The sequence below is a fragment of the Arthrobacter sp. GW460-12-1-14-TSB2 genome (assembly GCF_059423525.1).
Map to the genome: position 1 here is coordinate 548,787 of NZ_JBWKYC010000001.1, position 20,842 is coordinate 569,628.

Sequence of the window (20,842 nt, forward strand, 5' to 3'; positions counted from 1 at the left end):
TGTCCCCACGAACCGGAACCCCGGAGCTGCCATGCCGCTGCCCCGGGGTTCCGGCGTTCGGCCTTATTAGAGGTGCTGCGTTACTAGAATTGCGGCATGACGCTTGATGAGCACCGCTACGCCGTGACTGTGCGATGGACCGGGAACCGGGGAGACGGAACGTCGACGTACCGGGGGTATTCCCGCGACCACGACATCGAAATCCCCGGGCTTCCCGTCCTCAAGGGGTCAGCCGACGCCACCTTCCACGGGGACAAGACGCGGTACAACCCCGAACAGCTGCTGTTGACCGCCCTGTCCCAGTGCCACATGCTCTCGTTCCTGCACGTGGCGGTGAAGCACGGCGTGGTGGTAACGGCGTACGAAGACCGTGCCGTGGGCTTGATGCGGACCAACCGTGACGGCAGCGGCCAGTTCGAATCCGCCACACTCAGGCCCGAAGTGACCGTTGCCGCCGCCGTGGACGCCGCGCTCCTGGTACAGCTGCATCACGAGGCAAACAAGGTCTGCTTCATTGCCCGGAGCGTGAACTTTCCCGTGCTTCACGAAGCCTCAGTGCACGTTCAGGAACCCTAGCCTCAGGTAGGAATTGGTCCGGGCAGGAATTCTTCCACGAGCCGCCGCTCGGTTTCGGCGCTGAGCCCGGCTTTCCGTTCCCTGTCCAGGCCGCGGCGGCGTTCGTCCTCGAGCGTGTCCCGCAGTGTCTCCTGCCACGGCCGCAGGCTGAGGCCGGCCGCAACAGCCGCAGCGTTGGAGCGTGTGGCAAAACCGTCGTGGCCCGCCGGGAGCCAGAGCGGCAGTGAATCCGGACCTGCCCAGTACCCGATCCCCCGGGCAACCAGCCAGGCTTCCGGGACGCTGTACGTCCGGCCGGAGTACATGCCCTGGCGCCGGGATTCATCCAGGTAGTCGCCGAACCGCACGGCGTTGCCCACCGCATTCAGGGCACCCGTGATCTGCAGTCCGGCGGCCTTCAGGATCCACGCGGCAAGGTCGCGGACGTCGATGACCTGCGTCGCGCTGGAGCCGATGTCCGGAATGATGGCGGGGGCGGCATCCCGGGCAAACCGTGCGGGCCAGTAGCCGTAACGGTCCGAACTGTCGCCGGGGCCGCCGATCAGCCCCGCCCGGCAGAGGTGGACCTTGCCCTCGGCGATGGTGGCCGCGTCGTGCTCAATCGCCGACTTCGCCTCGCCGTAGTTCTCCGGGACAGCGGCTGTGCCCGGCGTGAGCGGCGGTAGTAATGCGGCACTTTCGTCTGCGCCCGGCACCGAATGGTCTGCGTACACGGAGCAGCTGGACACTACTGTCCAGTGCGCTGCCATCGGCGCCAGCGCCTCGAGTGCGTCCCTGGCTTGCTCCGGATCACGGGTTACGTCGATGACGGCGTCCCAGTCCCCCAAGGCCTCATCGTAGGACTGGCGCCCGGTGGTGCGGTCAGCCCGCAGCCAGGCCGTCCCCTCCGGCGGGCCGGCCGTCGAACCGCGGGCAAGGCAGGTCACATCGTGGCCCGCGGCGGCCGCCTGCCGGGCAATTTCGGCTGACAGGAAAGCGGTGCCGCCAAGAATCAGGATGCGCATGTGGCCACGCTACGACGCTAGTGTTGAAGGTGAACAGAGTGTTATGCGCCCGGCGAACGCCCGGCAGCTCCGGCTGAAGCCGATAAGTAATAAGGAGCATCCCTGCCGATGTACAGCATGTTGTCGATCACCCCGCCCGCCACACCGGACATTTCCGGAATCAATGCCGCAGGAATTGTGATCAGCATCGGAGTGGGTGTCACGATCTGGCTCGTCGCCTCCTTCGTGATTGCCGGAATCACCAAGAGCGTGGCCGCCGGCACCACATTCTTCAAGAAGCCGCACTTCCGATGGGTGGCCCCGGCCCTGCGCGCCCTGGACCACGAACGCCGGGTCCAGCGCGCCAGGACGATCGGGTCCCTGTTGAACAGTGTGGCGGGTGTCCTCATCGCCGTGATCACCATCATGTACGTCCTCAAGAACCTGGACGTGGACATCGCGCCGCTGCTGACGAGCGTAGGCATCCTGGGTGTCGCCATAGGCTTCGGCGCCCAGCAGCTGATCCGCGACTTCCTGGCCGGCATCTTCATCACCATCGAGGACCAGTACGGCATCGGCGACGTCATTGAGACCAGCGAAGTGGTGGGCACGGTCGAATCCATGGGCCTGCGCATCACCCGCGTCCGTTCCGACGACGGTGCCATCTGGTACCTGCGCAACGGCGAAATCCTGCGCGTGGGCAACCGCTCCCAAGGAAACTACGTGGCCCCGGCGGACGATTCCGCGGATGTGCCCGCCCCTGAGACCGCACCCCAGCAGAAGGCCGGAGAATAGAACCATGACGATTCCCAGCGCCGGCGAACCCCGCCAGCCACAGCAGCTGATGCAGAACGATCCCTTCACGCAGCCTGGTTACACCGACAACTTCTACGACGCAGTAGGCGGCCACGAGACCTTCGTGAAGCTCATCGACGTCTTCTACGACGGCGTGGCCACCGACCCGCTGCTCCGGCCGATGTATCCGGAAGAGGACCTGGGTCCGGCGAAAAGGCGTTTTCTGATGTTCCTCGAGCAGTATTGGGGCGGCCCCACCACCTATGGCGAGGAGCGCGGACACCCGCGGCTGCGCATGCGCCACATGCCGTTCCGCGTCACGCCCGAGGCGAAGGAGCGGTGGCTGCACCACATGCGAACAGCAGTGGACGCGCTGGAACTGCCGCCGCTCTATGAAGGCACCCTGTGGGACTACATGGAGCGCGCCGCGCTGTCCATGGTGAACAGCCCCTCGGACGCCTGAGGTCGGTCCCGCATCTACGCTCGGTCAACGCGGCTTCCGCCGCGTCGCGAGTGCGGTGCGTGCGTTGCCGCCAACATGCACCAGCAAGGCAATCACGAGGAACGCAACGAGCACCTGCGCCGTCGTAATCAGCGCGGCCGGCCAGCCGCCCTCGAGCGTCGGATCGAGGAAGTCGTACACGTACCAGCCATCGATGGCCCCGCGCATCCAGGAGTAGACGAGGAAGGCGGACGGGTAGATGAGCCAGGTTAGCGGCCGCGACCATTTTCCGTGGACAGTCTTCGTGACCAGGAGCCAGTCGAGCGCGATGAACAGCGGAGCCAGGCGGTGATGTGCCAGCTGGGGCCAGTACATGTCCCAGCTCCACCACGGCTCGTCCGGCGGGGCGACGAGGACCGCGTAGATGATTCCCGTCATCACCAGATAGAACGTGAGTGCGCCCAGCACATGGTCCCACCAGTCCGGCAGCCTCGACCGCGTCCGGGCGGCGGAAACGACAAGGACCAGCCCCAGGACGAGGTTCGACTGAACCGTGAACTCCGAGTAGAGCTGGCCGACGTCCACATCGCTGCCCGGAAGGGTGGCGTCGTACGTCTTCTGGGCCAGGGCGACCAGAACAATGAGGCCCACCGCAAAGCGGAGCAGGCGGATCCAGATACGGTCGGGATGCAGCGCATCGTTGAAGGCGAGGTGCCGCTCGATCGGGGGAACCAGTACGGCCACGTCGCTCATGCGGTCAGTATGTCAGGCCGCCAGGGCTGGCGGGGAGGAGCTAAAGTCCCGACCCTGTGCGCGCCAGGACGTGTCCGCGGGATCCGCTGAGCCGGAACCAGCGCCCCGCCCGGTAGAGCTGCTGTTCGCCGTCGGCGAGGAAGCCGAGGGTGAGGGCGGCGAAGGCCGCGCCCAGCGGCAGCCCGGCAGCGCCGGGGAGCTCCCTCCCCCAGACTGTAGCCCGGGCGTTGTTGACGATCAGCGCGCCGGGTTTGTCCGGGATGATGGCGGCGATCTCGGTGATACCGGTCTCTGCGGCCCGGCGCAGTTCAGCGTCCGGCAGTGTGGCGACGGGCTCCCAGCCCGTGCGGGGCGCACCGACGCCGGCCCACGATTCGGTGACGGTCACTGGCGGCAACGGCAGTTCGACGTCGTTCTCCCCCGCCCGGGCGAGCCGGTCAAGAACCGCCGAAATCGGAACGGTGACGTCAGTGTCCGCTGGCTGCGCCAGGGCCATGGTCCGCAGCCCGAGGATCGTCGGCGTCGCCTCCCCCAACAGCCTGGGGCGCAGCACGCACACGTAAGCGGCCAGTACCGGGCCGGAGGCCTGGAGGCGGATGGCGCCGTCGTCGATCGACTTGGCGCGGGTGGCAAAGGTGCGCAGATCGGCGAGGTCGCGGGGATCGGTGAACTGCAGGGGCTGGGTTAGGACGTCAGACACAATATCGACTCTACCGGCTGTGCCTCTTTGGGACCGCGCCGGAGTCACGTCTAAAGTCGAACCATGACTGAAGCCGATGCCGGACTGCAGGGGACACCGCCCGTGGACCCTACCTCCTCGCTTATTGAACTCCTTGACCTCGGCGAGCTTGAGGGTGCCCGGACCGATGAGGACATCTTCATGGGGCCATCCCAGCGGCAGCCGCGGCAGCGTGTCTTCGGCGGCCAGGTCCTGGCACAATCGCTCATCGCCGCAAACCGTACCGTTGACCCCGCGCGCAGCGTGCATTCCATGCACGGATATTTCCTGCGACCGGGTGATGCCAACAAGCCCATTACGTTCGGCGTCCAGCGGCTGAGGGATGGCCGTTCATTCTCGGCCCGCCGGGTGCACGCGTACCAGGATGGCATGCCCATCCTGTCCATGATCGCCTCCTTCCAGGAGGAAGACGAGGGAATCGACCACCAGTCCGCCATGCCTGCGGGCATCCCCGACCCCGAATCGCTGCCCAGCACGGCGGATCTCCTGGGCAAGTTCGACCACCCGGTGGCACGGCACTGGGCTTACGAGCGTCCCTTCGATATCCGGCACGTGAACCCGCCGCTGTATGTTTCGGCCAACGGTGAGAGGGACGCCCGCAATGCCGTGTGGATGAAGACCTTCGGGCCGATGCCGGACGACGCCAACACGCACCGCGCTGCCCTTGCCTACGCCAGTGACTACACGCTGCTGGAATCCATCCTGCGCAAACACGGTCTCAGCTGGATCACGCCGGGCATGAGCGTCGCAAGCCTCGACCATGCCATGTGGTGGCACCGGCCCGTTCGCGTCGATGAATGGCTGCTGTACGTTCAGGAATCTCCGAGCGCCCAAGGCGCCCGCGGGCTGGCCACCGGCAAGATCTTCAGCCGCGACGGGCTGCACGTGGCCACGGTGGCACAGGAGGGCATGGTCCGGGTTCCGACCGACCTCAAAAGCAAAGTTGCGGGCGCTGTCCAGGCAAAGGTCCTCCAGCACCAGCTGCGCAAGTCCGGGAAGGACTGACCCGGCAGTTTCGGAGCGCGGCCGACGGCGGCCCACTCCCGGCTGTTGGCGCGGATGCAAAAGGCCGGCTCCCTTCGGGGAGCCGGCCTTTTTTGCATTACCGCGGTGGCTGTGGGGCCTAGTCGCGGGTCAGGCGGCGGTGCGTGACGCGGTGCGGCTTGGCCGCGTCGGGGCCCAGGCGCTCCACCTTGTTCTCTTCGTACGACTCGAAGTTTCCTTCGAACCAGTACCATTTCGACGGGTTTTCCTCGTCACCTTCGTAGGCGAGGATGTGGGTGGCCACCCGGTCCAGGAACCAGCGGTCGTGCGACACCACCACGGCGCAGCCGGGGAACTCCAGCAGTGCGTTCTCGAGGCTGCTGAGCGTTTCGACGTCGAGGTCGTTGGTCGGTTCGTCAAGGAGCAGCAAGTTGCCGCCCTGCTTGAGGGTCAGCGCCAGGTTCAGGCGGTTGCGCTCACCACCGGAGAGGACACCCGCCTTCTTCTGCTGGTCCGGGCCCTTGAATCCGAACGCCGCTACATAGGCGCGGGACGGCATTTCAACGTGGCCCACCTGGATGTAGTCGAGGCCGTCGGACACAACTTCCCAGAGTGTCTTGTTGGGGTCAATGCCGCCGCGGCTCTGGTCAGCGTAGGAGATCTTGACCGAGTCGCCGATTTTCAGGTCGCCGCCGTCCAGCGGCTCCAGGCCCACGATGGTCTTGAACAGGGTGGTCTTGCCGACACCGTTGGGGCCGATGACGCCGACGATGCCGTTACGGGGCAGCGTAAAGGACAGTCCGTCGATGAGGGTCCGGTCCTCGAAGCCCTTCTGCAGGTTCTTCGCCTCGAGCACCAGGCCGCCGAGGCGGGGTCCCGGCGGGATCTGGATCTCTTCGAAGTCGAGCTTGCGGGTACGGTCCGCCTCTGCGGCCATCTCCTCGTAGCGGGCCAGGCGCGCCTTGGACTTGGTCTGGCGGCCCTTCGCGTTGGAGCGGACCCATTCGAGTTCTTCGGTGAGGCGCTTGGCCTGCTTGGCGTCCTTCTTGCCTTGGACTTCCAGGCGGGCGCGCTTCTTCTCCAGGTAGGTGGAGTAGTTGCCTTCGTACGGGTAAAGGTGCCCGCGGTCGACCTCTGCGATCCATTCCGCGACGTGGTCGAGGAAGTACCGGTCGTGGGTGACGGCGAGGACGGCGCCGGCGTAGCTGGAGAGGTGCTGCTCCAGCCAGAGGACGCTTTCGGCGTCGAGGTGGTTGGTGGGCTCGTCCAGCAGCAGGAGGTCAGGCTTCTGCAGCAGGAGCTTGCACAGCGCGACGCGGCGGCGCTCACCACCGGAGAGGAGGGTGACGTCGGCATCGGCCGGCGGACAGCGGAGGGCATCCATGGCCTGCTCGAGCTGGGAATCGAGGTCCCATGCGTCGGCGGCGTCGATGGCTTCCTGGAGCTGGCCCATTTCCTCCAGCAGGGTGTCGTAGTCGGCGTCGGGGTTTGCCATTTCCTCGGAGATCTCGTTGAAACGCTGGATCTTGCCGTAGATCTCGCCGACGCCTTCCTGGACGTTGCCCAGGACGGTCTTCTCCTCGTTCAGCGGCGGCTCCTGGAGCAGGATGCCCACCGTGTAGCCGGGGCTCAGCCGCGCCTCACCGTTGGAGGGAGTGTCCAGGCCAGCCATGATCTTGAGGATGGTGGACTTACCGGCACCGTTGGGGCCAACAACACCGATCTTTGCACCCGGGAAGAAGGACATGCTCACATCGTCGAGAATGAGTTTTTCGCCAACAGCCTTGCGGGCCTTGGTCATTGTGTAGATAAATTCCGCCATGGTTCCAAATCTAGTGGGTCGGCGGGGTTAACTCACATTCGCGGTTGTCATCGGTGGGCGGTTGGTAGCGGTCCGGTTGAGGCTCAGCCGCCGACGAAGCACTTTCCGGTAGCCAGCACGGGCAGGACTGTGACGACGACACTTCCGTCGCGGATCTGGCCGATCACACAATCCGCACCCTGCAGGGCGGCGGCCTCAATGGCGTCGACCTCCAGGCCTGTAGGCGTGCGGCTGGCGGATACCTGCAACGAACCGGCGGGTATTCCCGCACCGGTCAAGGCCGCAGTCAACTGTTCCTGCCCCGGTTTGGGGTTGGCCGCGGCGACTCCCTGCAGGGCGTTGGTCACAGTGTCCTTCAACCTGGCAGTCGCCGCGTCGGGTTCCGGCTCCGCGGCAGCGCCTGTGGCAGTGGTCGCGGTCCCGGCTGGCGTTGCAGGCCGTGCCGCCTCCGATGCCGGCACAGCGGCCGGGGAAGCCGACTGCGAGGCCGGGGATCCGGAGTCCGTGCTGGTGCAGCCGGCGAGGGCCACCGCAAGCATGGAAGCTGCGAGGAGCAGCACTGGCGCGCCCGTTGGGCGCCGTCGGGTTCCGAACTGTCGCGTTCCGGACCGGCTGATCAGGTACCGGCGAATTCCGGATTGTCGCTGGGATGTCTCTGCTCGGATCACTTGGCCATTCTGCCATGCGGCACCGCAGGGGGACGGTGCCGCACTGGCGGCATCAACGGGATGTGTTCAGGCGGCGGCCCCGGTAAGTTCGCCCGTCTCCGAGTCAAGCTGCAGGACGTCACCGTTTTCGTCGTCAACGAAGATCCCGTCTGCGGACGTATCGCCGGTTTCATCGGGGTCGCCAGGGTCGCCAATGCCCTGGGTGTCGGAGGCAGAACCTTGCGGGTCCTGGCCCGTGCCCTGCTGCGCGGGGTTACCGGCGTTGCGGATGAAATTGGCCGAACCCCACATGAGGTCGTGGCCGACGGAGTCTGCGTCGATCTCGGCAGAGTGGTAAATCCGGCCTTCCTTTTCCCAGCTTCGCATTTTGAGCCTTCCCACGATGATGACCCGCTGGCCCTTTTTGATGCTGCAGGCCATGTTGCCGGCAAGCTGCCGATAGCCCTGAACGGTGAACCAGTTGGTATTCCCATCGACCCACGTACCGGATGCGCGATCGTACCGGCGGTCCGTGGAGCCGAGCCGGAAGGATGCCGTTGGGACGCCCCCGGGCGTGGTGGAGGTCTTGATCTCCGTGGCGACGAAGCCCCGGACGGTCATATTGTCAGTCATCTTGGTGTCCTGTCTCGAATGATGATGCCCTAGCAGGCACCTTCAGCTTCACGCCGCAACGCAGCCGTTTCGAGGCACGGCTCCCCCTATGTGCAAAACTCCGGGGAACAAGGGGTTGTTGGGGATGAGTCGAAACGCCGCACACGGGCTGACTGGCCGAACGCGCGCGGCACTGTAAACTTTTCTAGGCGCCGCCGGAGCAGTCCGGAGGCGCCCACGTGCCCCAGTAGCTCAGGGGATAGAGCAGCGGCCTTCTAATCCGCCGGTCGGGGGTTCGATTCCCTCCTGGGGCACAAGAAAAGTGGCTCTGACCTGCGGAAACGTAGGTCAGAGCCACTTTCATTTCAGTCAGAGTATTGGCGAATCCACCGCTTACCCACCGGAATCAATTTCCCAACGCCGAAAGCCCATAGAGCCGCAGGATGGCCAGCTGCCTTGTGGAGTCTCCCGTTTCGACCACGCGCCGAACCCACTGAATGCGAGGCCCATAGGCGAAGATTTGAAAGCGCGAAGTCATGAGCACGTCGTACAGCAGGTTGAAGTAGGGCGCCATCCGGCGGTGCATTGTGTCCATGTCTACGCCAGCCAGTAGCAGCCCCTGAAGGAGCCCTCCGGCGTGCTCGACCAGCCGGAGCACCGGAGCGGGAAGATGATGGCCGCCCACAGCATAGGCGGACCCCATATCCCCGGATAGGTCAGTGAGCTTTGCCAGGCACTCGGCGTTGTGCCGGTCAACAAGTTCCCGGAGGAGCACGCGAGCATCGTCGGGGACGTCCCGGAGGGTTTCCACGGTCATGCCCTTCCGGGTCTCGATCATGATGGCCCGAACCACGTTGACAACCTCCATCCGGTCCTTGGCCCGCTGGGAGAACCTGTCGTTCCGCACTTGAAGGCGCGGTTTTAGGAAGAAGTCCACGAGCAACGCGACGACAGCACCAGCGCTGGCCGTGCCAAGCACAGTCCAGATATTCCAGGCCGGGGCCGCAGCCGCGGCAGTCTCAGCGGGGGTCATTTACCTCCCCCGGCATTTTCCCCGAACGCCTGTAGCAGCTCGGTCATGTCCGGCGCTTCGTGCGTCTTCTGGACGTAGTGCCGGCTGGTTATCTGCTCGTTCGAGTGACCAAGCTGGGCGGATGCCGATGCCATGCCCTCAGAGTTGGCCAGGAGCGTCCCCACGGACTTCCGGAACGTGTGCGGCGTAACCCACTGGAAACCGATGTCATCCCGTGCCGAACGCCACTGCTTCCGGAAGTTCCCCGGATCCCGTAGCGTCCCCGTCGATGACGGAAAGACCACGTCCCATGGGTTGGCCACCCACTGCTGTACCTGGCGGCGGAGGAGCATTTCCACAGCAAATGGCGGCAGGAAGTAGCGCTGCCGCGAGTTGGTGGACTTCGGATGCTCTTGAATCGTCATCCCTTCCCCTTTCACGTAGATGATGGTGCCGGTGACAGTCAGCGTGGGCCTGGTGGACTTTAGGTCAACGTCCTTCCATCTGAGGGCGAGCGCTTCCCCGATTCGCGCGCCAGTTGCGAGCATGATGTCAACGACGTCGAGCAAGTCGTTCGGACGCTTCCTGCCGACCGGCCGAACTGCAACCTGCCACTGATGAAGCCCAGCCCGGAGTGCAGCTGCTTCCTCGATAGTCAGGGCGCGCACCTCCGTCCGGCTTACAGGGACCTTCGCAACGTCGCGGAGCGGGTTCGCGCCGATTGCGCCATGTCGAGCCGCGAGGCCGAGCATGGCTGATAGGACGGTCTTGGCGAGCTTCGCCGAGCCATTTCCGTGCTTCGTCCGAGTGGCCTTGAGGAAGCGGTCAAGCCGAGAAACTGTGGCTTCCCGGACAGTGAGTCCTCCCACGCCTGGGCTCACGTATGAGTCCAAGACCTCTCGGTAGCGGCGCTGCGTATTGATAGCCCGATCCTGGTCCATGAACTCCTGCCACCAGACCTCCGCCAACCGAGTCAGTCGGGTGTCGGCCGTTATATCATCCCCCGCCGGCATCGCCCGGTCCCTAAGAGCGGCCACAAGGGCTTGTTCCGCCCTGGACCCGCGATCATTCTTGGAGGCCGCCAGGGCGCGGGCTTCTACTTTTCGGGTGACGCCATCAAAGTCACGGAACCTCGCCATTGCCCGCCAGACTCCGGGGGTAACCTCGTCCCTGCTGATCTTCCCCCAAGTTCCGATCTGCAGCGGCGGCCTAGGCATCATCGGGCTCCTGAATCCCCGATATCAACAGATTTTCCTTGAAACGGAAGCCTATGCGCGGCTCGTTTGAATCAGTGAAAGTAACCTGTGGGAACTTAGCCTCGAGCGCCTTTCCCATGACGTGCTCAGTCAGGGTGTCTCGAATGTGAATGAGGGAGTTATACCGCGAATCGGCCGGGGTATCTCTCAATTGCTCAACATCCTTCCAACCTAGGCTCAGCCTGTAATCCGCGGGAAGCGATGCATCCAGCGCGTCCAACTCAACCTCCGACTCGACCTTGACCTCCTCCACGGGCGTGTAAATGACGCCCAATCGAGCCAAGGCATCTACCGGAGAGAGACTGGTCTCGGAATACTCATCGCGGATGGCGTCTTGCAAGAACCGCGTCGCCGAGCAGGAAACGGAGTACGGGCCCGGCCGGCCTTCCGAAAGCTCAAATAGGAGCTGAACGCTTCGCCGAGTTGCCGCAGCACTCAAGTACCGGTATCGGAGATCCGAGAAAGCTTCGCGGGCCGTTGACTCCACAACCCTCATCCGCTCCAGGGTGGTTGCGATGGGGTCCTCAGGTGCCAGTAGCTCACTCTGACTAACCCCCAATGCTCTAGATATGGCCGGCAGCTCGGCCAAGCGAATTGGGCGTATGCCGGATTCCACCTTCGACAACGTGCCCTGAGACCAAACAAGACCAGCACTGCGTAGCGCGCGCACGGTCTGCGCCTGATTCAGGTTCTGACGCTCCCTCACTTGCTGGAGTCGCAGGCCTATCTCTTCATCGGGTGTTGAGTTCATGAGTAGGAGCATACACTCAAAATCGAATAATTGCCTTTCGACTTTGACTTGTATCTTTCATCGACTTCGAATACCGTCTATTCCAGCACGAACAACCGCGCTGAATAGAGAGGCCCTTACCTTTGAAACCTCAAGCCGCTCAGGCCACCCAAGAGCGTCACCTATCCCCGAAGGACCTGGCGGATCGGGTCGGCGTACCACTGCAGACAATCTACGGATGGAGGGTCTACCACAAAGGTCCGCGTGCAATGCGGATCGGAAAATACCTGCGCTACCGATTGGCTGATGTTCTCGCCTGGGAGGAGTCCCAACTGGATGAGTCCAAGGCTCCAGCATGATTACCAGTGCAGAAAAAAGCCGCGGAGCTCTCGCCAAAGAATTCACCGCGGCCACGGAACCAAACCATAAATAGAAGGACAGATTCCCGTGAACAACACTACCAAGTACCCGGCCACCATTCGAGAGGCTGGCGATATGGCACACAAGCTCGATCTGGATCTCTCAGAGTTCCTCGAGATGTTGGGCCCTATCCCGATGCCGCCCGAGGGTTACACCCTCGCCCACGGATCCTCAGACCGGTGGATCGGAAACGACATCGTGAAGCGCCGCTGGATCATCACCCCGGTATGGACCTGGAACTCCGCGGGGGGCTCCCACACCATCGAACTCTGGACCGCGAGGAAAAGCGTCGGTGAGACCGACGCGCCCCTCTCACCGGCTGACGCGCTACAGCTCGCCGCTGACCTCACCGCCGCCGCTCAGACCGTCCTGGGCGCCGGAGGTAACAACTGATGCAGCGATCTGAACTTGGACCCGTGCTCGAAAAACTCGAACTGCTGGAGGGTCGCGAGTTTTCAGTGGGCCTCGCTGACACCTGGTTCGAGATCCTCGGTGATCACACCCAGGCCGATGCCATGGCTGCCGTGCTGGCATTCCACTCCAAGCCCTACAAGCGCCCGGCGTATCCCGGCGACATCAAAGGGCACATTCTCGAAACCGAAGGGATCAGGCTCAGGCGTTGCGGGACTCTCCAAGGGAACGAGGCGGATTGGTTCGAGTGCCCGCCGGGCGAGGTGCATGCCAGGCTTCGCCGGCTGGTATCCACGGGCGAATGGAGTCCGGACGATTACCGCCTCTACAAGCGCTCCGAGTTGACGCTAGATCGGTATCTGGAGAAGCAGGGGGCGCTCCTTGGCTAGGGATCGCTCGAATATCCGGGTTGATCTCTGGGCGGACGGTGACTGGCGCGCTCTTACGATGGGCGCCCAGCACCTCTACCAACTGATCCTCACTCACCCGACGTTGAACTACGCCGGTGTCGCTGACTGGCGTCCCGGACGGCTCGCAGCACCGACGGCTGGGCGGACGGCCCAGGACGTCATGGCGGACGCTGAAGAGTTGGCTGCGGCATTTTTCATCTACGTAGACAACGAAACGGAGGAAGTTCTTGTCCGTTCCTTTGCGCGCCATGACGGAGTGATCAAACACCCCCGCCTTCACGTCACTATGGCAAACGCCTTCGCCGGTATCGCCTCGACTGAGATCAAGGAGTTCTTCGCTTTCGAGATCCAGAAGCTCCACTCAGAGCAGCCCGAATTGGCCCTCTGGGAACACCCGAAAGTCCAGACAATCCTCAAAGCGAAGGCAAGGGATATGAAGGAATTTAGCCAAGCGGAGAGCATGGCCCTTGGAAGCGCTATGGCAAAGCCCTTGGCAAAGGATTCGAATAGCGTTCGTATGCGAACAACTACTGCTACTGCTACTTCTTCTAAAGAAGAAACTTCTTCGTCGGCGATTTCTGACGAAATCCCGCGACCCGATGTTGAAGAGCTTCTGAATCTCCTCGATTCATCTCTTGAGGCCAACGGCTCCAAGAAGCCATCGAGGAACAAGAAGAACCGCGACGCGGCCCGGCTCCTGCTGGACAGGGACCAGTACACGGTTGACCAGGTTGCCTGGATGATCCGGTGGGCCACCTCGGATGAGTTCTGGAGGGCCAACATCTTGTCCATGTCAAAGCTCCGGGAAAAGTTCGACCAGCTGAGGGCAAAAGCCGGCGTCGGCGCCAAGCCGGCGTCGGCCGGATTCAACGGGGAGATCGACGTTGACGCAATCCTCGGGCGCGATGTCTGGTCTCCCGGCACACCGCCCGCAGGTCTCGACGTCGCGGCCGAGATCGCGTGGAAGAAGGAACAACGGGCCATCCACAACGCCGAACGGTTGGCTGAAGCTAAACGGAAACTGGGGGTCGCAGCATGACCGACCGGACCCCGCGGCAAGACACGGATGCCGAACGAGCTGTCATCGGCGCCGCGCTACTGGACCAGCGAGCGCTAGAAGACATCACCTTGAAGGGCGAGGACTTCTACAGGCCCCAGCACGAGCAGCTGTGGGACATGATCCTTACGGAGTCACGGGCAGGGAGGCCGTTCACCGCCCTGGCGATGTCGCAGAAACTCATATCCTCCCCAATCAACGGGCTGGACGCGACCTATCTGCACCAATGTATGGAAGCGGCACCGGTGCGATCGGCGGCCGGCCATTACGCCAGCATCATCACGGGAACTGCGCGGCTGCGGCGGCTTGCCGAGGTCGGTGCGAAGCTGCAACAACTGTCCGGAACTGCGGGATGGGATGAAACGGAAGCCGTCCTTGACCAGGCTCGAGTCACCTTGGATGCGACGGCGAACGAAGCCACAGGCATCCGGGTCCGGACGTTCTCGGCGGCACTGGAAGACGCCGTGGACCTGTGGTCAGCACCCAAGGGCCGCTCCTACCCAACGGGATGGTCTGAGTTGGACCACCGATTCAATGGAGGCTGGCACCCTGGGCAGCTAACCGTTATGGGCGCCCGCCCAGCCGTTGGGAAGTCGCTCGTTGCGGGTTGTGCGGCAGTGGCAGCTGCAACGTACGGGGTAGGGTTCTTCTCGCTCGAGATGAAAGAGCACGAGGTGGTAGGTCGCATGGCCGCCGCGTCCGAAGGGATCGATCTCCACAAGATCAACTCCCACAGCCTGGGCGAAGCGGAGTGGGCGAAGATCGCGCGCCTCACAGCGAAGGCTGCCGAATGGCCGGTATACATCGAGGAAGCGTCACGGATCACCATGGCCCAGATTCGTGCCACGGTCCGCACATGGGCCCGACGTGGACCGCTCCCGCTGGTCATCATCGACTACCTGCAGCTGTGCGCGCCGGCGGACCCGAGGGACATGCGGGAACGTCAAGTTTCACGGATAGCTGAGGACTGCAAGCACCTCGCGAAAGAGTTCGACACTCACGTCCTGGCGCTCGCGCAGGTCAACCGCGGATCCACACAGCGAGCCGACACCCGGCCAACGATGGCAGACCTCCGCGAGTCCGGAGGCATCGAAGCGCACGCGGACAACATCATCCTGCTCCACCGCGACGACCAAGAAATGGAAGGCGAAATCGAACTGATCATAGAGAAGAACCGGCACGGAGAGACGGGCAAGATCCGCCTCGCCTGGCGCCCCCACTTCGCATCCGTCAGCAGCATGGCCCACGGACCAGGAGACTTCCGCTATGGCATCGCGTGACCTCACACTCACCCCGCACAGGCCCTACCAAACGTCTAGCTCAGGAGACACCACCATGACAGAGCAGCTGCTCAACAGCACCGTCCACCGCCTCACGCGGGACCACCGCACCACACACACCGACCGCGAGTTGGGAAGCACCACCTATCCGACGGAGCTGGCACTCTTCACTCAGCTTCAGCAAGAGATCACGTCAAGCAGCCGGCCATCGACGGGTGCATCGTCGGGGCCCCGGATTCCCGTTGCCCTGGCGGCCGTTATCCTCTGGGATGAGATTCGCGAAACTCTGTCAACCATGAACATCGCGATCACAGGCAAGGACGAACGATCGGTTTCCCCAGAGTCCAAGCTCCAGAAATGGGCGGCATGGACGCAAGCAGATGTCAGTGGTGACGAGACCCGAAAGTGCCTGCACAAAGCCGCGGCATGGGCGGCCGCCATCGACCAACTCATCAACCCCGTCCGCCGTATCGAGATCACCGGATCCTGCCCTGTCGACGGATGCGGCGCCTCGCACGCCTGGACGTGGGACGAAGACGAATACGTCCGAAATACCGCTATCACGGCCTCGGGGTCCGAAGCGCGTTGCGGTGCCTGCGGAACGACGTGGCTGGGGGCAGAATTGCACACACTGGCACTCGAACTCGGGAAAGTTGCGGCATGACACCCACCACTCCTCAGACGCCCATCTTCAAGGCTGGCCTAACCAAATGGGCGATGCCGTTCGACAGGGCGGCGGGTGCCCGGACCCCGCAGTTGCCCGAGGATCCCGGAACTGTGCACGCCGTCCGCCCGGTGGCTACCGAACTTGGGATCAAAGAGCCCCATTTCATCGAAGACACGTGGGGTTACCGAGCGGCCCTCTGCGGGGCGAAGGTCAAGGTCATCATGCCCAACACGTTCAAGACCGAAGAACCGGACGCCTGCGCGGACTGCATCGCCGAATCCCTCAACCCGATACAAGAGTCACCCACGCGCCCCGGCGCGGGGCTCACGTCACGAACCACGAAAAACGCGGAATTTACGTCGAAAAATGCGAGCACTGCCAACAGGCGGCCGTCGACGGTGAAAAGTGGCTGAAAGACGCGGAACTCGGTACATAAGCGCGCCCATTGAAGAGCGGCAAAAGCGGCAAAACGAGCGGCGTTTGCCGCCGATTAGCCGCGGCAAACGCGCGACAAACAGAGCGGCAGAGTTAAGAGTACCTACTTACGTAGGTGCCTTCCTCACCTAAGTCTCTTCTTCAGTTCTAAAGAAAACACGGTGAAAGTTCTCAATCAATCGTCACCTAAGTAACGCGAGGGACCGGGACGGCTGATTGAAGGAAGGAGTCAATTTGATCACCGAAAACCAAGCCAAGGCCCTGGCCGTCATGCTCCACGAGATGCGCCCACGCTGGTCCGCCCCGGCCATGCTCAAGGTCTTTGAACGAAACCACGGACACCCCGCGGCGTTCGCAGATATCGCGACCGCGGCCGTCAACGCTGCCAGAGACCCGAAGGTTGAGACGCCAGGCTGCATCTTCATCGATCAGCGGTTCTGGCCACCAGAGGTCAAAGCCCGGCTACCCAAGCCCCCGCCATGCGAAGACCACATCGGGCAGGAAGCGCACAGCTGCCGCTCCTGCCACGCCGACGTCAAAGCCGGTATCCGCCCCGCCGACCGCATCGGCAAACACCACGAACCAGAAAGCGAGAACGACGAATGACCACCGAACTAAAGCAAGGAACGCCCGTCCGATACTGGCCAGGGTTTCGCGACGGCGCATCCAAGCTCGGGCGCCTCCGCTCTGGGCTGGCCACGATCGGCGGCACGCAGGGCTACTACGTGGCCGGGGCAGGGTTCATCAGCGGCGGACACGTCGAGCCCCTGCCCCTGAACGACGGCGTCATCGAAGTAGCTAGTGGTCGTGAAGCGTTGGAAGTCTGCGGCTGGGAAGGCGTTACCGACGTCGTAGTCACCGACAACGCGGAACGCCTCAAGCTCGAAAAGCTCATGAGGGGGCTGCGCTGATGGCCGGCGCCCAAACAGCATCGAGCATGACGGAGCTGCTGCGCCAGCACTACAACCCGGACGGGCGAGCCATGGGGCACCTGTTCATGCCCGAGATCGGGGCGCCAGGCGGGCGCCGACGAGCGGACCTGCTCGTTGCGCCAATATCGATCGCCGGAGCGAAAGAGAACACCCTGATTGGGCACGAGATCAAGGTGACCCGATCGGACGTCATGGCCGAGCTCTCCGACCCGACCAAGGCGGATCCGTGGCTGCGCTACTGCACCCGCTGGTATCTCGTCGTCGCCGACCCCGCACTCGTCGAAGGCCTTACGATCCCTGACCTATGGGGCGTTATGGCCCCGCCGTCAGGCAGGCGCACGAGATCGATGACCATCCTTCGTGAAGCCCCGAATCTGACGCCAGACGGCGACATGTCCCCGGCACTGTCCCGGCTCGCGGCATACATGGTCGGCAGGCTCGAAGGCGTCGTGAAGCGCGCCGAATATGACCGTGACAGCTGGAAGAACCGGGCCGAGAATGCCGAGCGGCGAGAGCAGGAAGCCCGGCTGAACGGCGGCGGCGGGCACGTCAGCCCGCACACGAAAAGGATCAATACGATCGTGAACCTCGTCGAGCGCGGCAAGCACGACTACCAGGCCGGGATGCCGTACCTCATGGATGAAGACGTGACCGAACAGGACATCGCCGAGGGCATCCTCGACCTCGCCCGCAGCAAAGCCATCGCCCGCGACGTCAGGCGAAGTATCGACGGGACGATCCGGGAAGTCGAACGGACCCTCAATCCCTTCGCACACGTCACGAAACAACTACAGGCAATAAAGGCCAAAGCCGCAGAAACCGAAGCCGTCCCAACCGGGGCGGCTTTCGACTTTAAAGGAGACATGACGTGAAGCGCGATACAAGATCCGCATACCGCGCCCGAGCTGCCGCGACCGAGCGCAGCGTTGACGAGGCAATAGCCGAATCCGAGGCCGCAAAAGCTGCAGAGGATGCCAAGAAGGCTGCGGCGCATGCCGAGCGAACCAAGCCGGTCCCATTCACCCGCGAGCAGCTACAAGCCGCAAAGGCCGTCCGCACGTACTACGGCTGGCATCGAGTCGTCCGCGTAAACACGAGCACCGTCACCGTCAATGGGGACTTCGGAGACTACCGAGTGCCCGAGAAGAACATCTTGGAGGTAGCAGCATGACCAAATTCCGCATCGGCGACACCGTCCGCATCATCGGCGGCCACGAGCACCTGTTCGATCAAGTCGGGACCATCGTCAGCTTCCACCCGGGCGGGACCAAGTTCCGCTACAACGTCGCCGTCGGAGGTGCCGACAACCTCAGGTTCAAGGACGACGAACTGATTCTCGCCGACGTCGTGCCAAGGACCGTCAACATCATCGTCCACGGAGCACCGGCAACTCAGGGCAGCAAGAAAGGCTTCATCCGCGGCAAGAAAGTCGTCCTAGTCGAGATGGACGAGAAGCTGCCCGCATGGCGTGCCGCCGTCGAAGCCGCTGCCCGCCTTGCCACCGGGCCCAGCTGGGACACATGGGACAGCGCGGTAAGCATCAGCGGAACCATCCAGCTCCGCAAGCCCGCCACCACCAAGTACCCGGACGCCCCGGCCGGCACCCCGGATCTCGACAAACTCCAACGCGCCATCGGCGACGCCCTCACCAAATCCCAGGTCATCAAGGACGACGCCCGAATCGTCCACTGGGACATCCGCAAAGTCTGGGCCGACAACGTCCCCGGCGCCAACCTCACCATCACCCAGGAGCAGCCATGAACACGCCCACCAAGTACCGCAAGAAGCCCGTCGTCATCGAAGCCATGCAGTTCGACGGCACCGACGAGACCAGCCAGGCCATCCACAACTGGGCGGGCCGGGACGTCGCCATCGTGGACACCGACCACATCGAACACCTGTGGGACTTCGATGCCGGGTGCTACATCCTTCCCCGCGGGAAAATGATCCACGCGCCGTTCACTGTGCGGCACCTGATCGTCATGACGCTGGAGGGTGAGATGCTCGCCGCCCCCGGCTGGTGGATCATCAAGGGCGTCCAAGGCGAGTTCTACCCCTGCGATCCGGACATCTTTGCCAAGACCTACGAGGCGGCATGAGCAAGCCGGAACCGTGCCACCGGTGCCGCGCCAAGGTCACAGAGGAGCTGCCGCGACCCGGACTATCCCGATTCCTCGGGAAGGTCTACCGCGAGACATGGCGGATCAAGTTCAACTACCTACGCATGAACAGCTGGGACAAAGCCGTGACGGCTCACGACGTCGTCGCATCAAACCTCTGGAGCGAGGTCACCCTTTGCAGCAACTGCTGGGGCGACGTCCTGGCCTTCATCAACAAGAAGATTGCGAGAGAGTCATGAAGTACTTCTATGACACAGAATTCATCGAGGACGGAACGACCATCGACCTCATCAGCATCGGCATCGTCGCTGAGGACGGCCGCGAATACTACGCCGTGAACGACGGCGCCGACTGGGCCCGGATCCGGAAGCACGAATGGCTGATGGCCAACGTCTTCCCGCAGCTGCCTTTCAGCGGTGATTGGAAGCCGAAAGAGCAGATCCGGGACGAAGTCGCCGAGTTCCTCCTCGCCGGAAGCCCGCCCGAACTCTGGGCATGGTTCGCCTCATACGACCACGTCGCACTTGCCCAACTGTTCGGGACCATGATGGACCTCCCCGAAGGCATCCCGATGTACACCAACGATGTCCGATCCCTCGTGGACTGGACCGGCGTCGAGCTCCTGCCAAAGCAGGCCGCCGGCGAACATGACGCCCTGGCCGACGCCCGGCACGTCAAGGTCATGTACGAGCACATCATCAAGACCCGAGATCGCTCATGAGCGGCAACGCGATCACACTGGTCCGGAACGCCGAGGACAAGAAGACCGGGATGACCGTTGCCGACCTATGGGCATTCGCTCAGGATGCCCTCAACCTTGGCATCGACCCGCGAGAGCCCATCAAAGTCACCACCGGGTGGCGACTCCAAATCATCAAGCTCGAAGCAGGAGGCAGCCGATGACCTTCCCCCATGTGAACGCGACCGAACCCGAACACCCGCCCCGCAAGCTGCGCAAGTTCGCTTACCGGACCTACCCCGACGCCGCGGAGCAGGAGATCAGCTCCCACGAGATCTACTTCTACGAGGCCGGACGGATCGGCTTCTGGAACTTCAGCGACGACGGCGAGCGCGTCCTCGTGCTCGCCACCAAAGCATTCGATGTCAGGGAAATACCCGACGCAACAAGGAGAGCCAAGTCATGACCCTCAAGGACAACATCCACCAGCTCACCAACGAGCACATGACGATGGCCGACGACGGATCATTCGTAAAAGCACCCCCACTACTCGCCGAACTCCGGGCAGCCAGCGGATCAAGCCTCGGAGCCCAAGGGGCAGGATCTGGCGGCTCAGGAATGATCGTCAACGCCAAAGCGGTCAAGCTCGAAAACGAGATCAAAGCAAAGGCCCTCGCCGAGCACGGCGCAATGACGGGCAATGAGTACCGCGGCAGCCTCATTGAACTCCTGCGAGCGTGGGCGCTGGCGGCCTCCACGGAATGGCAACCCTACCTCGAAGGGATCACCCTCGAATGGATCGAAGGTGTCCGGGCCCTGCTCGTTTCCAAGCGGCCGCCGTGGCGTCCATCCATCCCATGTCCAGCCTGCAGCCAGCGCTTCTATGGCCCGGAGCGCGAACCATGCCTCGCCGTCCACTACTGGGACGACGAAGCCGACCAGATCGCCCCACCATCGGCCTGGACGGCGAAGTGCGACGGATGCGGGGCCGAATGGAACGGCGACAACCTCAAATGGCTCCGAGCAGCAGCCGACACGCCGAACAAGGATGTTGCACAGGTGAGTTAATTCCAGATAAGC

At 63.3% G+C, this 20,842-nt stretch carries 31 protein-coding genes and 1 tRNA gene; 23 read left to right on the forward strand and 9 right to left on the reverse strand.

Translation table 11 applies throughout. From position 1 onward, the window contains the following. The first annotated feature begins 96 nt into the window (after nucleotides 1-96). A complete protein-coding gene (locus tag AC07YR_RS02600) occupies nucleotides 97-576 on the forward strand; it encodes an OsmC family protein (protein WP_436057865.1) in 480 nt (159 codons plus the stop codon). A 2-nt stretch (nucleotides 577-578) separates the two neighbouring features. Here AC07YR_RS02600 and AC07YR_RS02605 read toward each other — a convergent pair whose 3' ends face one another. After that, nucleotides 579-1,580, reverse strand: coding sequence for an NAD-dependent epimerase/dehydratase family protein (locus AC07YR_RS02605; RefSeq protein WP_494732928.1), 1,002 nt, complete (start codon nucleotides 1,578-1,580; stop codon nucleotides 579-581). A gap of 108 nt (nucleotides 1,581-1,688) precedes the next feature. On the opposite strand from AC07YR_RS02605, the gene AC07YR_RS02610 reads away from it, so the two are divergent. Both AC07YR_RS02610 and AC07YR_RS02615 read left to right on the forward strand, forming a co-directional pair. Then, nucleotides 1,689-2,354: a mechanosensitive ion channel family protein gene (locus tag AC07YR_RS02610; protein WP_055803588.1), complete on the forward strand. Its 666-nt coding sequence runs from the start codon at nucleotides 1,689-1,691 to the stop codon at nucleotides 2,352-2,354. 4 nt (nucleotides 2,355-2,358) lie between these two features. Continuing rightward, nucleotides 2,359-2,817: a globin gene (locus tag AC07YR_RS02615; protein ID WP_436057867.1), complete on the forward strand. Its 459-nt coding sequence runs from the start codon at nucleotides 2,359-2,361 to the stop codon at nucleotides 2,815-2,817. A gap of 24 nt (nucleotides 2,818-2,841) precedes the next feature. Here AC07YR_RS02615 and AC07YR_RS02620 read toward each other — a convergent pair whose 3' ends face one another. Both AC07YR_RS02620 and AC07YR_RS02625 read right to left on the reverse strand, forming a co-directional pair. Beyond that, complete coding sequence (locus tag AC07YR_RS02620; RefSeq protein WP_494732929.1) at nucleotides 2,842-3,549, reverse strand: Pr6Pr family membrane protein; 708 nt, start codon at nucleotides 3,547-3,549, stop codon at nucleotides 2,842-2,844. 40 nt (nucleotides 3,550-3,589) lie between these two features. Beyond that, a complete protein-coding gene (locus tag AC07YR_RS02625) occupies nucleotides 3,590-4,249 on the reverse strand; it encodes a DUF8185 domain-containing protein (RefSeq protein WP_494732930.1) in 660 nt (219 codons plus the stop codon). Between the two features lie 63 nt (nucleotides 4,250-4,312). Here AC07YR_RS02625 and AC07YR_RS02630 point away from each other — a divergent pair, with 63 nt between their 5' ends. After that, nucleotides 4,313-5,293, forward strand: coding sequence for an acyl-CoA thioesterase (locus tag AC07YR_RS02630; protein ID WP_436057870.1), 981 nt, complete (start codon nucleotides 4,313-4,315; stop codon nucleotides 5,291-5,293). A gap of 118 nt (nucleotides 5,294-5,411) precedes the next feature. Here the strand turns inward: AC07YR_RS02630 and ettA are convergent, their stop codons facing one another. The 3 genes from ettA to ssb form a co-directional block, all read right to left on the reverse strand. Next, on the reverse strand, nucleotides 5,412-7,094 hold the full coding sequence (gene ettA, locus AC07YR_RS02635) for an energy-dependent translational throttle protein EttA (protein ID WP_055803603.1): 1,683 nt from the start codon (nucleotides 7,092-7,094) through the stop codon (nucleotides 5,412-5,414). Between the two features lie 83 nt (nucleotides 7,095-7,177). Beyond that, nucleotides 7,178-7,654, reverse strand: a complete 477-nt coding sequence (locus AC07YR_RS02640) for a DUF6993 domain-containing protein (RefSeq protein WP_494732931.1) — start codon at nucleotides 7,652-7,654, stop codon at nucleotides 7,178-7,180. 174 nt (nucleotides 7,655-7,828) lie between these two features. Continuing rightward, a complete protein-coding gene (gene ssb, locus AC07YR_RS02645; protein WP_494732932.1) occupies nucleotides 7,829-8,374 on the reverse strand; it encodes a single-stranded DNA-binding protein in 546 nt (181 codons plus the stop codon). A 220-nt stretch (nucleotides 8,375-8,594) separates the two neighbouring features. Here ssb and AC07YR_RS02650 point away from each other — a divergent pair. After that, nucleotides 8,595-8,667, forward strand: a tRNA-Arg gene (locus AC07YR_RS02650). 92 nt (nucleotides 8,668-8,759) lie between these two features. Here the strand turns inward: AC07YR_RS02650 and AC07YR_RS02655 are convergent. From AC07YR_RS02655 to AC07YR_RS02665, 3 genes are read right to left on the reverse strand one after another with little or no spacing between them, the layout of a single operon-like run. After that, complete coding sequence (locus AC07YR_RS02655) at nucleotides 8,760-9,386, reverse strand: hypothetical protein (protein ID WP_494732933.1); 627 nt, start codon at nucleotides 9,384-9,386, stop codon at nucleotides 8,760-8,762. Beyond that, nucleotides 9,383-10,585, reverse strand: a complete 1,203-nt coding sequence (locus AC07YR_RS02660; RefSeq protein ID WP_494732934.1) for a tyrosine-type recombinase/integrase — start codon at nucleotides 10,583-10,585, stop codon at nucleotides 9,383-9,385. The genes AC07YR_RS02655 and AC07YR_RS02660 overlap by 4 nt, the downstream gene beginning before the upstream one ends. Continuing rightward, nucleotides 10,575-11,372 (reverse strand): helix-turn-helix domain-containing protein, encoded by a 798-nt coding sequence (locus AC07YR_RS02665; protein WP_494732935.1) that lies wholly within the window; start codon nucleotides 11,370-11,372, stop codon nucleotides 10,575-10,577. The genes AC07YR_RS02660 and AC07YR_RS02665 overlap by 11 nt, the downstream gene beginning before the upstream one ends. A gap of 122 nt (nucleotides 11,373-11,494) precedes the next feature. Between AC07YR_RS02665 and AC07YR_RS02670 the strand changes: the two genes are divergently transcribed. The 18 genes from AC07YR_RS02670 to AC07YR_RS02755 all read left to right on the forward strand — a co-directional run bounded on the left by AC07YR_RS02670 (nucleotide 11,495) and on the right by AC07YR_RS02755 (nucleotide 20,830). Then, nucleotides 11,495-11,710: a helix-turn-helix transcriptional regulator gene (locus AC07YR_RS02670; RefSeq protein ID WP_494732936.1), complete on the forward strand. Its 216-nt coding sequence runs from the start codon at nucleotides 11,495-11,497 to the stop codon at nucleotides 11,708-11,710. Nucleotides 11,711-11,798: 88 nt separating this feature from the next. Further along, a complete protein-coding gene (locus tag AC07YR_RS02675) occupies nucleotides 11,799-12,164 on the forward strand; it encodes a hypothetical protein (RefSeq protein ID WP_494732937.1) in 366 nt (121 codons plus the stop codon). Then, a complete protein-coding gene (locus AC07YR_RS02680; RefSeq protein WP_494732938.1) occupies nucleotides 12,164-12,571 on the forward strand; it encodes a hypothetical protein in 408 nt (135 codons plus the stop codon). Before AC07YR_RS02675 ends, AC07YR_RS02680 begins: the two co-directional genes overlap by 1 nt. After that, entirely contained in the window at nucleotides 12,564-13,631 is a 1,068-nt protein-coding gene (locus AC07YR_RS02685) for a phage replication protein O (protein ID WP_494732939.1), read from the forward strand. Before AC07YR_RS02680 ends, AC07YR_RS02685 begins: the two co-directional genes overlap by 8 nt. After that, nucleotides 13,628-14,929, forward strand: a complete 1,302-nt coding sequence (locus AC07YR_RS02690; protein ID WP_494732940.1) for a replicative DNA helicase — start codon at nucleotides 13,628-13,630, stop codon at nucleotides 14,927-14,929. Before AC07YR_RS02685 ends, AC07YR_RS02690 begins: the two co-directional genes overlap by 4 nt. Nucleotides 14,930-14,984: 55 nt before the next feature. Continuing rightward, nucleotides 14,985-15,593, forward strand: a complete 609-nt coding sequence (locus tag AC07YR_RS02695; protein ID WP_494732941.1) for a DUF7341 domain-containing protein — start codon at nucleotides 14,985-14,987, stop codon at nucleotides 15,591-15,593. Then, the gene (locus AC07YR_RS02700; protein WP_494732942.1) at nucleotides 15,590-16,009 is read left to right on the forward strand and encodes a hypothetical protein; all 420 of its coding nucleotides are present in this window, start codon (nucleotides 15,590-15,592) and stop codon (nucleotides 16,007-16,009) included. The genes AC07YR_RS02695 and AC07YR_RS02700 overlap by 4 nt, the downstream gene beginning before the upstream one ends. Nucleotides 16,010-16,265: 256 nt before the next feature. Next, complete coding sequence (locus AC07YR_RS02705; protein ID WP_494732943.1) at nucleotides 16,266-16,637, forward strand: hypothetical protein; 372 nt, start codon at nucleotides 16,266-16,268, stop codon at nucleotides 16,635-16,637. Continuing rightward, entirely contained in the window at nucleotides 16,634-16,942 is a 309-nt protein-coding gene (locus AC07YR_RS02710; protein WP_494732944.1) for a hypothetical protein, read from the forward strand. The genes AC07YR_RS02705 and AC07YR_RS02710 overlap by 4 nt, the downstream gene beginning before the upstream one ends. Before the next feature lie 26 nt (nucleotides 16,943-16,968). Further along, nucleotides 16,969-17,835 (forward strand): hypothetical protein, encoded by an 867-nt coding sequence (locus AC07YR_RS02715; protein WP_494732945.1) that lies wholly within the window; start codon nucleotides 16,969-16,971, stop codon nucleotides 17,833-17,835. Continuing rightward, complete coding sequence (locus AC07YR_RS02720) at nucleotides 17,832-18,134, forward strand: hypothetical protein (protein WP_494732946.1); 303 nt, start codon at nucleotides 17,832-17,834, stop codon at nucleotides 18,132-18,134. Before AC07YR_RS02715 ends, AC07YR_RS02720 begins: the two co-directional genes overlap by 4 nt. Further along, the gene (locus AC07YR_RS02725; protein ID WP_494732947.1) at nucleotides 18,131-18,724 is read left to right on the forward strand and encodes a RusA family crossover junction endodeoxyribonuclease; all 594 of its coding nucleotides are present in this window, start codon (nucleotides 18,131-18,133) and stop codon (nucleotides 18,722-18,724) included. The genes AC07YR_RS02720 and AC07YR_RS02725 overlap by 4 nt, the downstream gene beginning before the upstream one ends. Beyond that, nucleotides 18,721-19,062 (forward strand): hypothetical protein, encoded by a 342-nt coding sequence (locus AC07YR_RS02730; protein WP_494732948.1) that lies wholly within the window; start codon nucleotides 18,721-18,723, stop codon nucleotides 19,060-19,062. Before AC07YR_RS02725 ends, AC07YR_RS02730 begins: the two co-directional genes overlap by 4 nt. After that, a complete protein-coding gene (locus tag AC07YR_RS02735) occupies nucleotides 19,059-19,322 on the forward strand; it encodes a hypothetical protein (protein ID WP_494732949.1) in 264 nt (87 codons plus the stop codon). Before AC07YR_RS02730 ends, AC07YR_RS02735 begins: the two co-directional genes overlap by 4 nt. Next, entirely contained in the window at nucleotides 19,319-19,804 is a 486-nt protein-coding gene (locus AC07YR_RS02740) for a 3'-5' exoribonuclease domain-containing protein (protein ID WP_494732950.1), read from the forward strand. Before AC07YR_RS02735 ends, AC07YR_RS02740 begins: the two co-directional genes overlap by 4 nt. Further along, nucleotides 19,801-19,986, forward strand: coding sequence for a hypothetical protein (locus tag AC07YR_RS02745; RefSeq protein ID WP_494732951.1), 186 nt, complete (start codon nucleotides 19,801-19,803; stop codon nucleotides 19,984-19,986). The genes AC07YR_RS02740 and AC07YR_RS02745 overlap by 4 nt, the downstream gene beginning before the upstream one ends. Further along, nucleotides 19,983-20,228 carry a hypothetical protein gene (locus AC07YR_RS02750; protein ID WP_494732952.1) on the forward strand — a complete coding sequence of 82 codons (246 nt, stop codon included), beginning with the start codon at nucleotides 19,983-19,985 and terminating at the stop codon, nucleotides 20,226-20,228. The genes AC07YR_RS02745 and AC07YR_RS02750 overlap by 4 nt, the downstream gene beginning before the upstream one ends. After that, nucleotides 20,225-20,830 (forward strand): hypothetical protein, encoded by a 606-nt coding sequence (locus AC07YR_RS02755; protein ID WP_494732953.1) that lies wholly within the window; start codon nucleotides 20,225-20,227, stop codon nucleotides 20,828-20,830. Before AC07YR_RS02750 ends, AC07YR_RS02755 begins: the two co-directional genes overlap by 4 nt. Nucleotides 20,831-20,842: the final 12 nt, after the last annotated feature.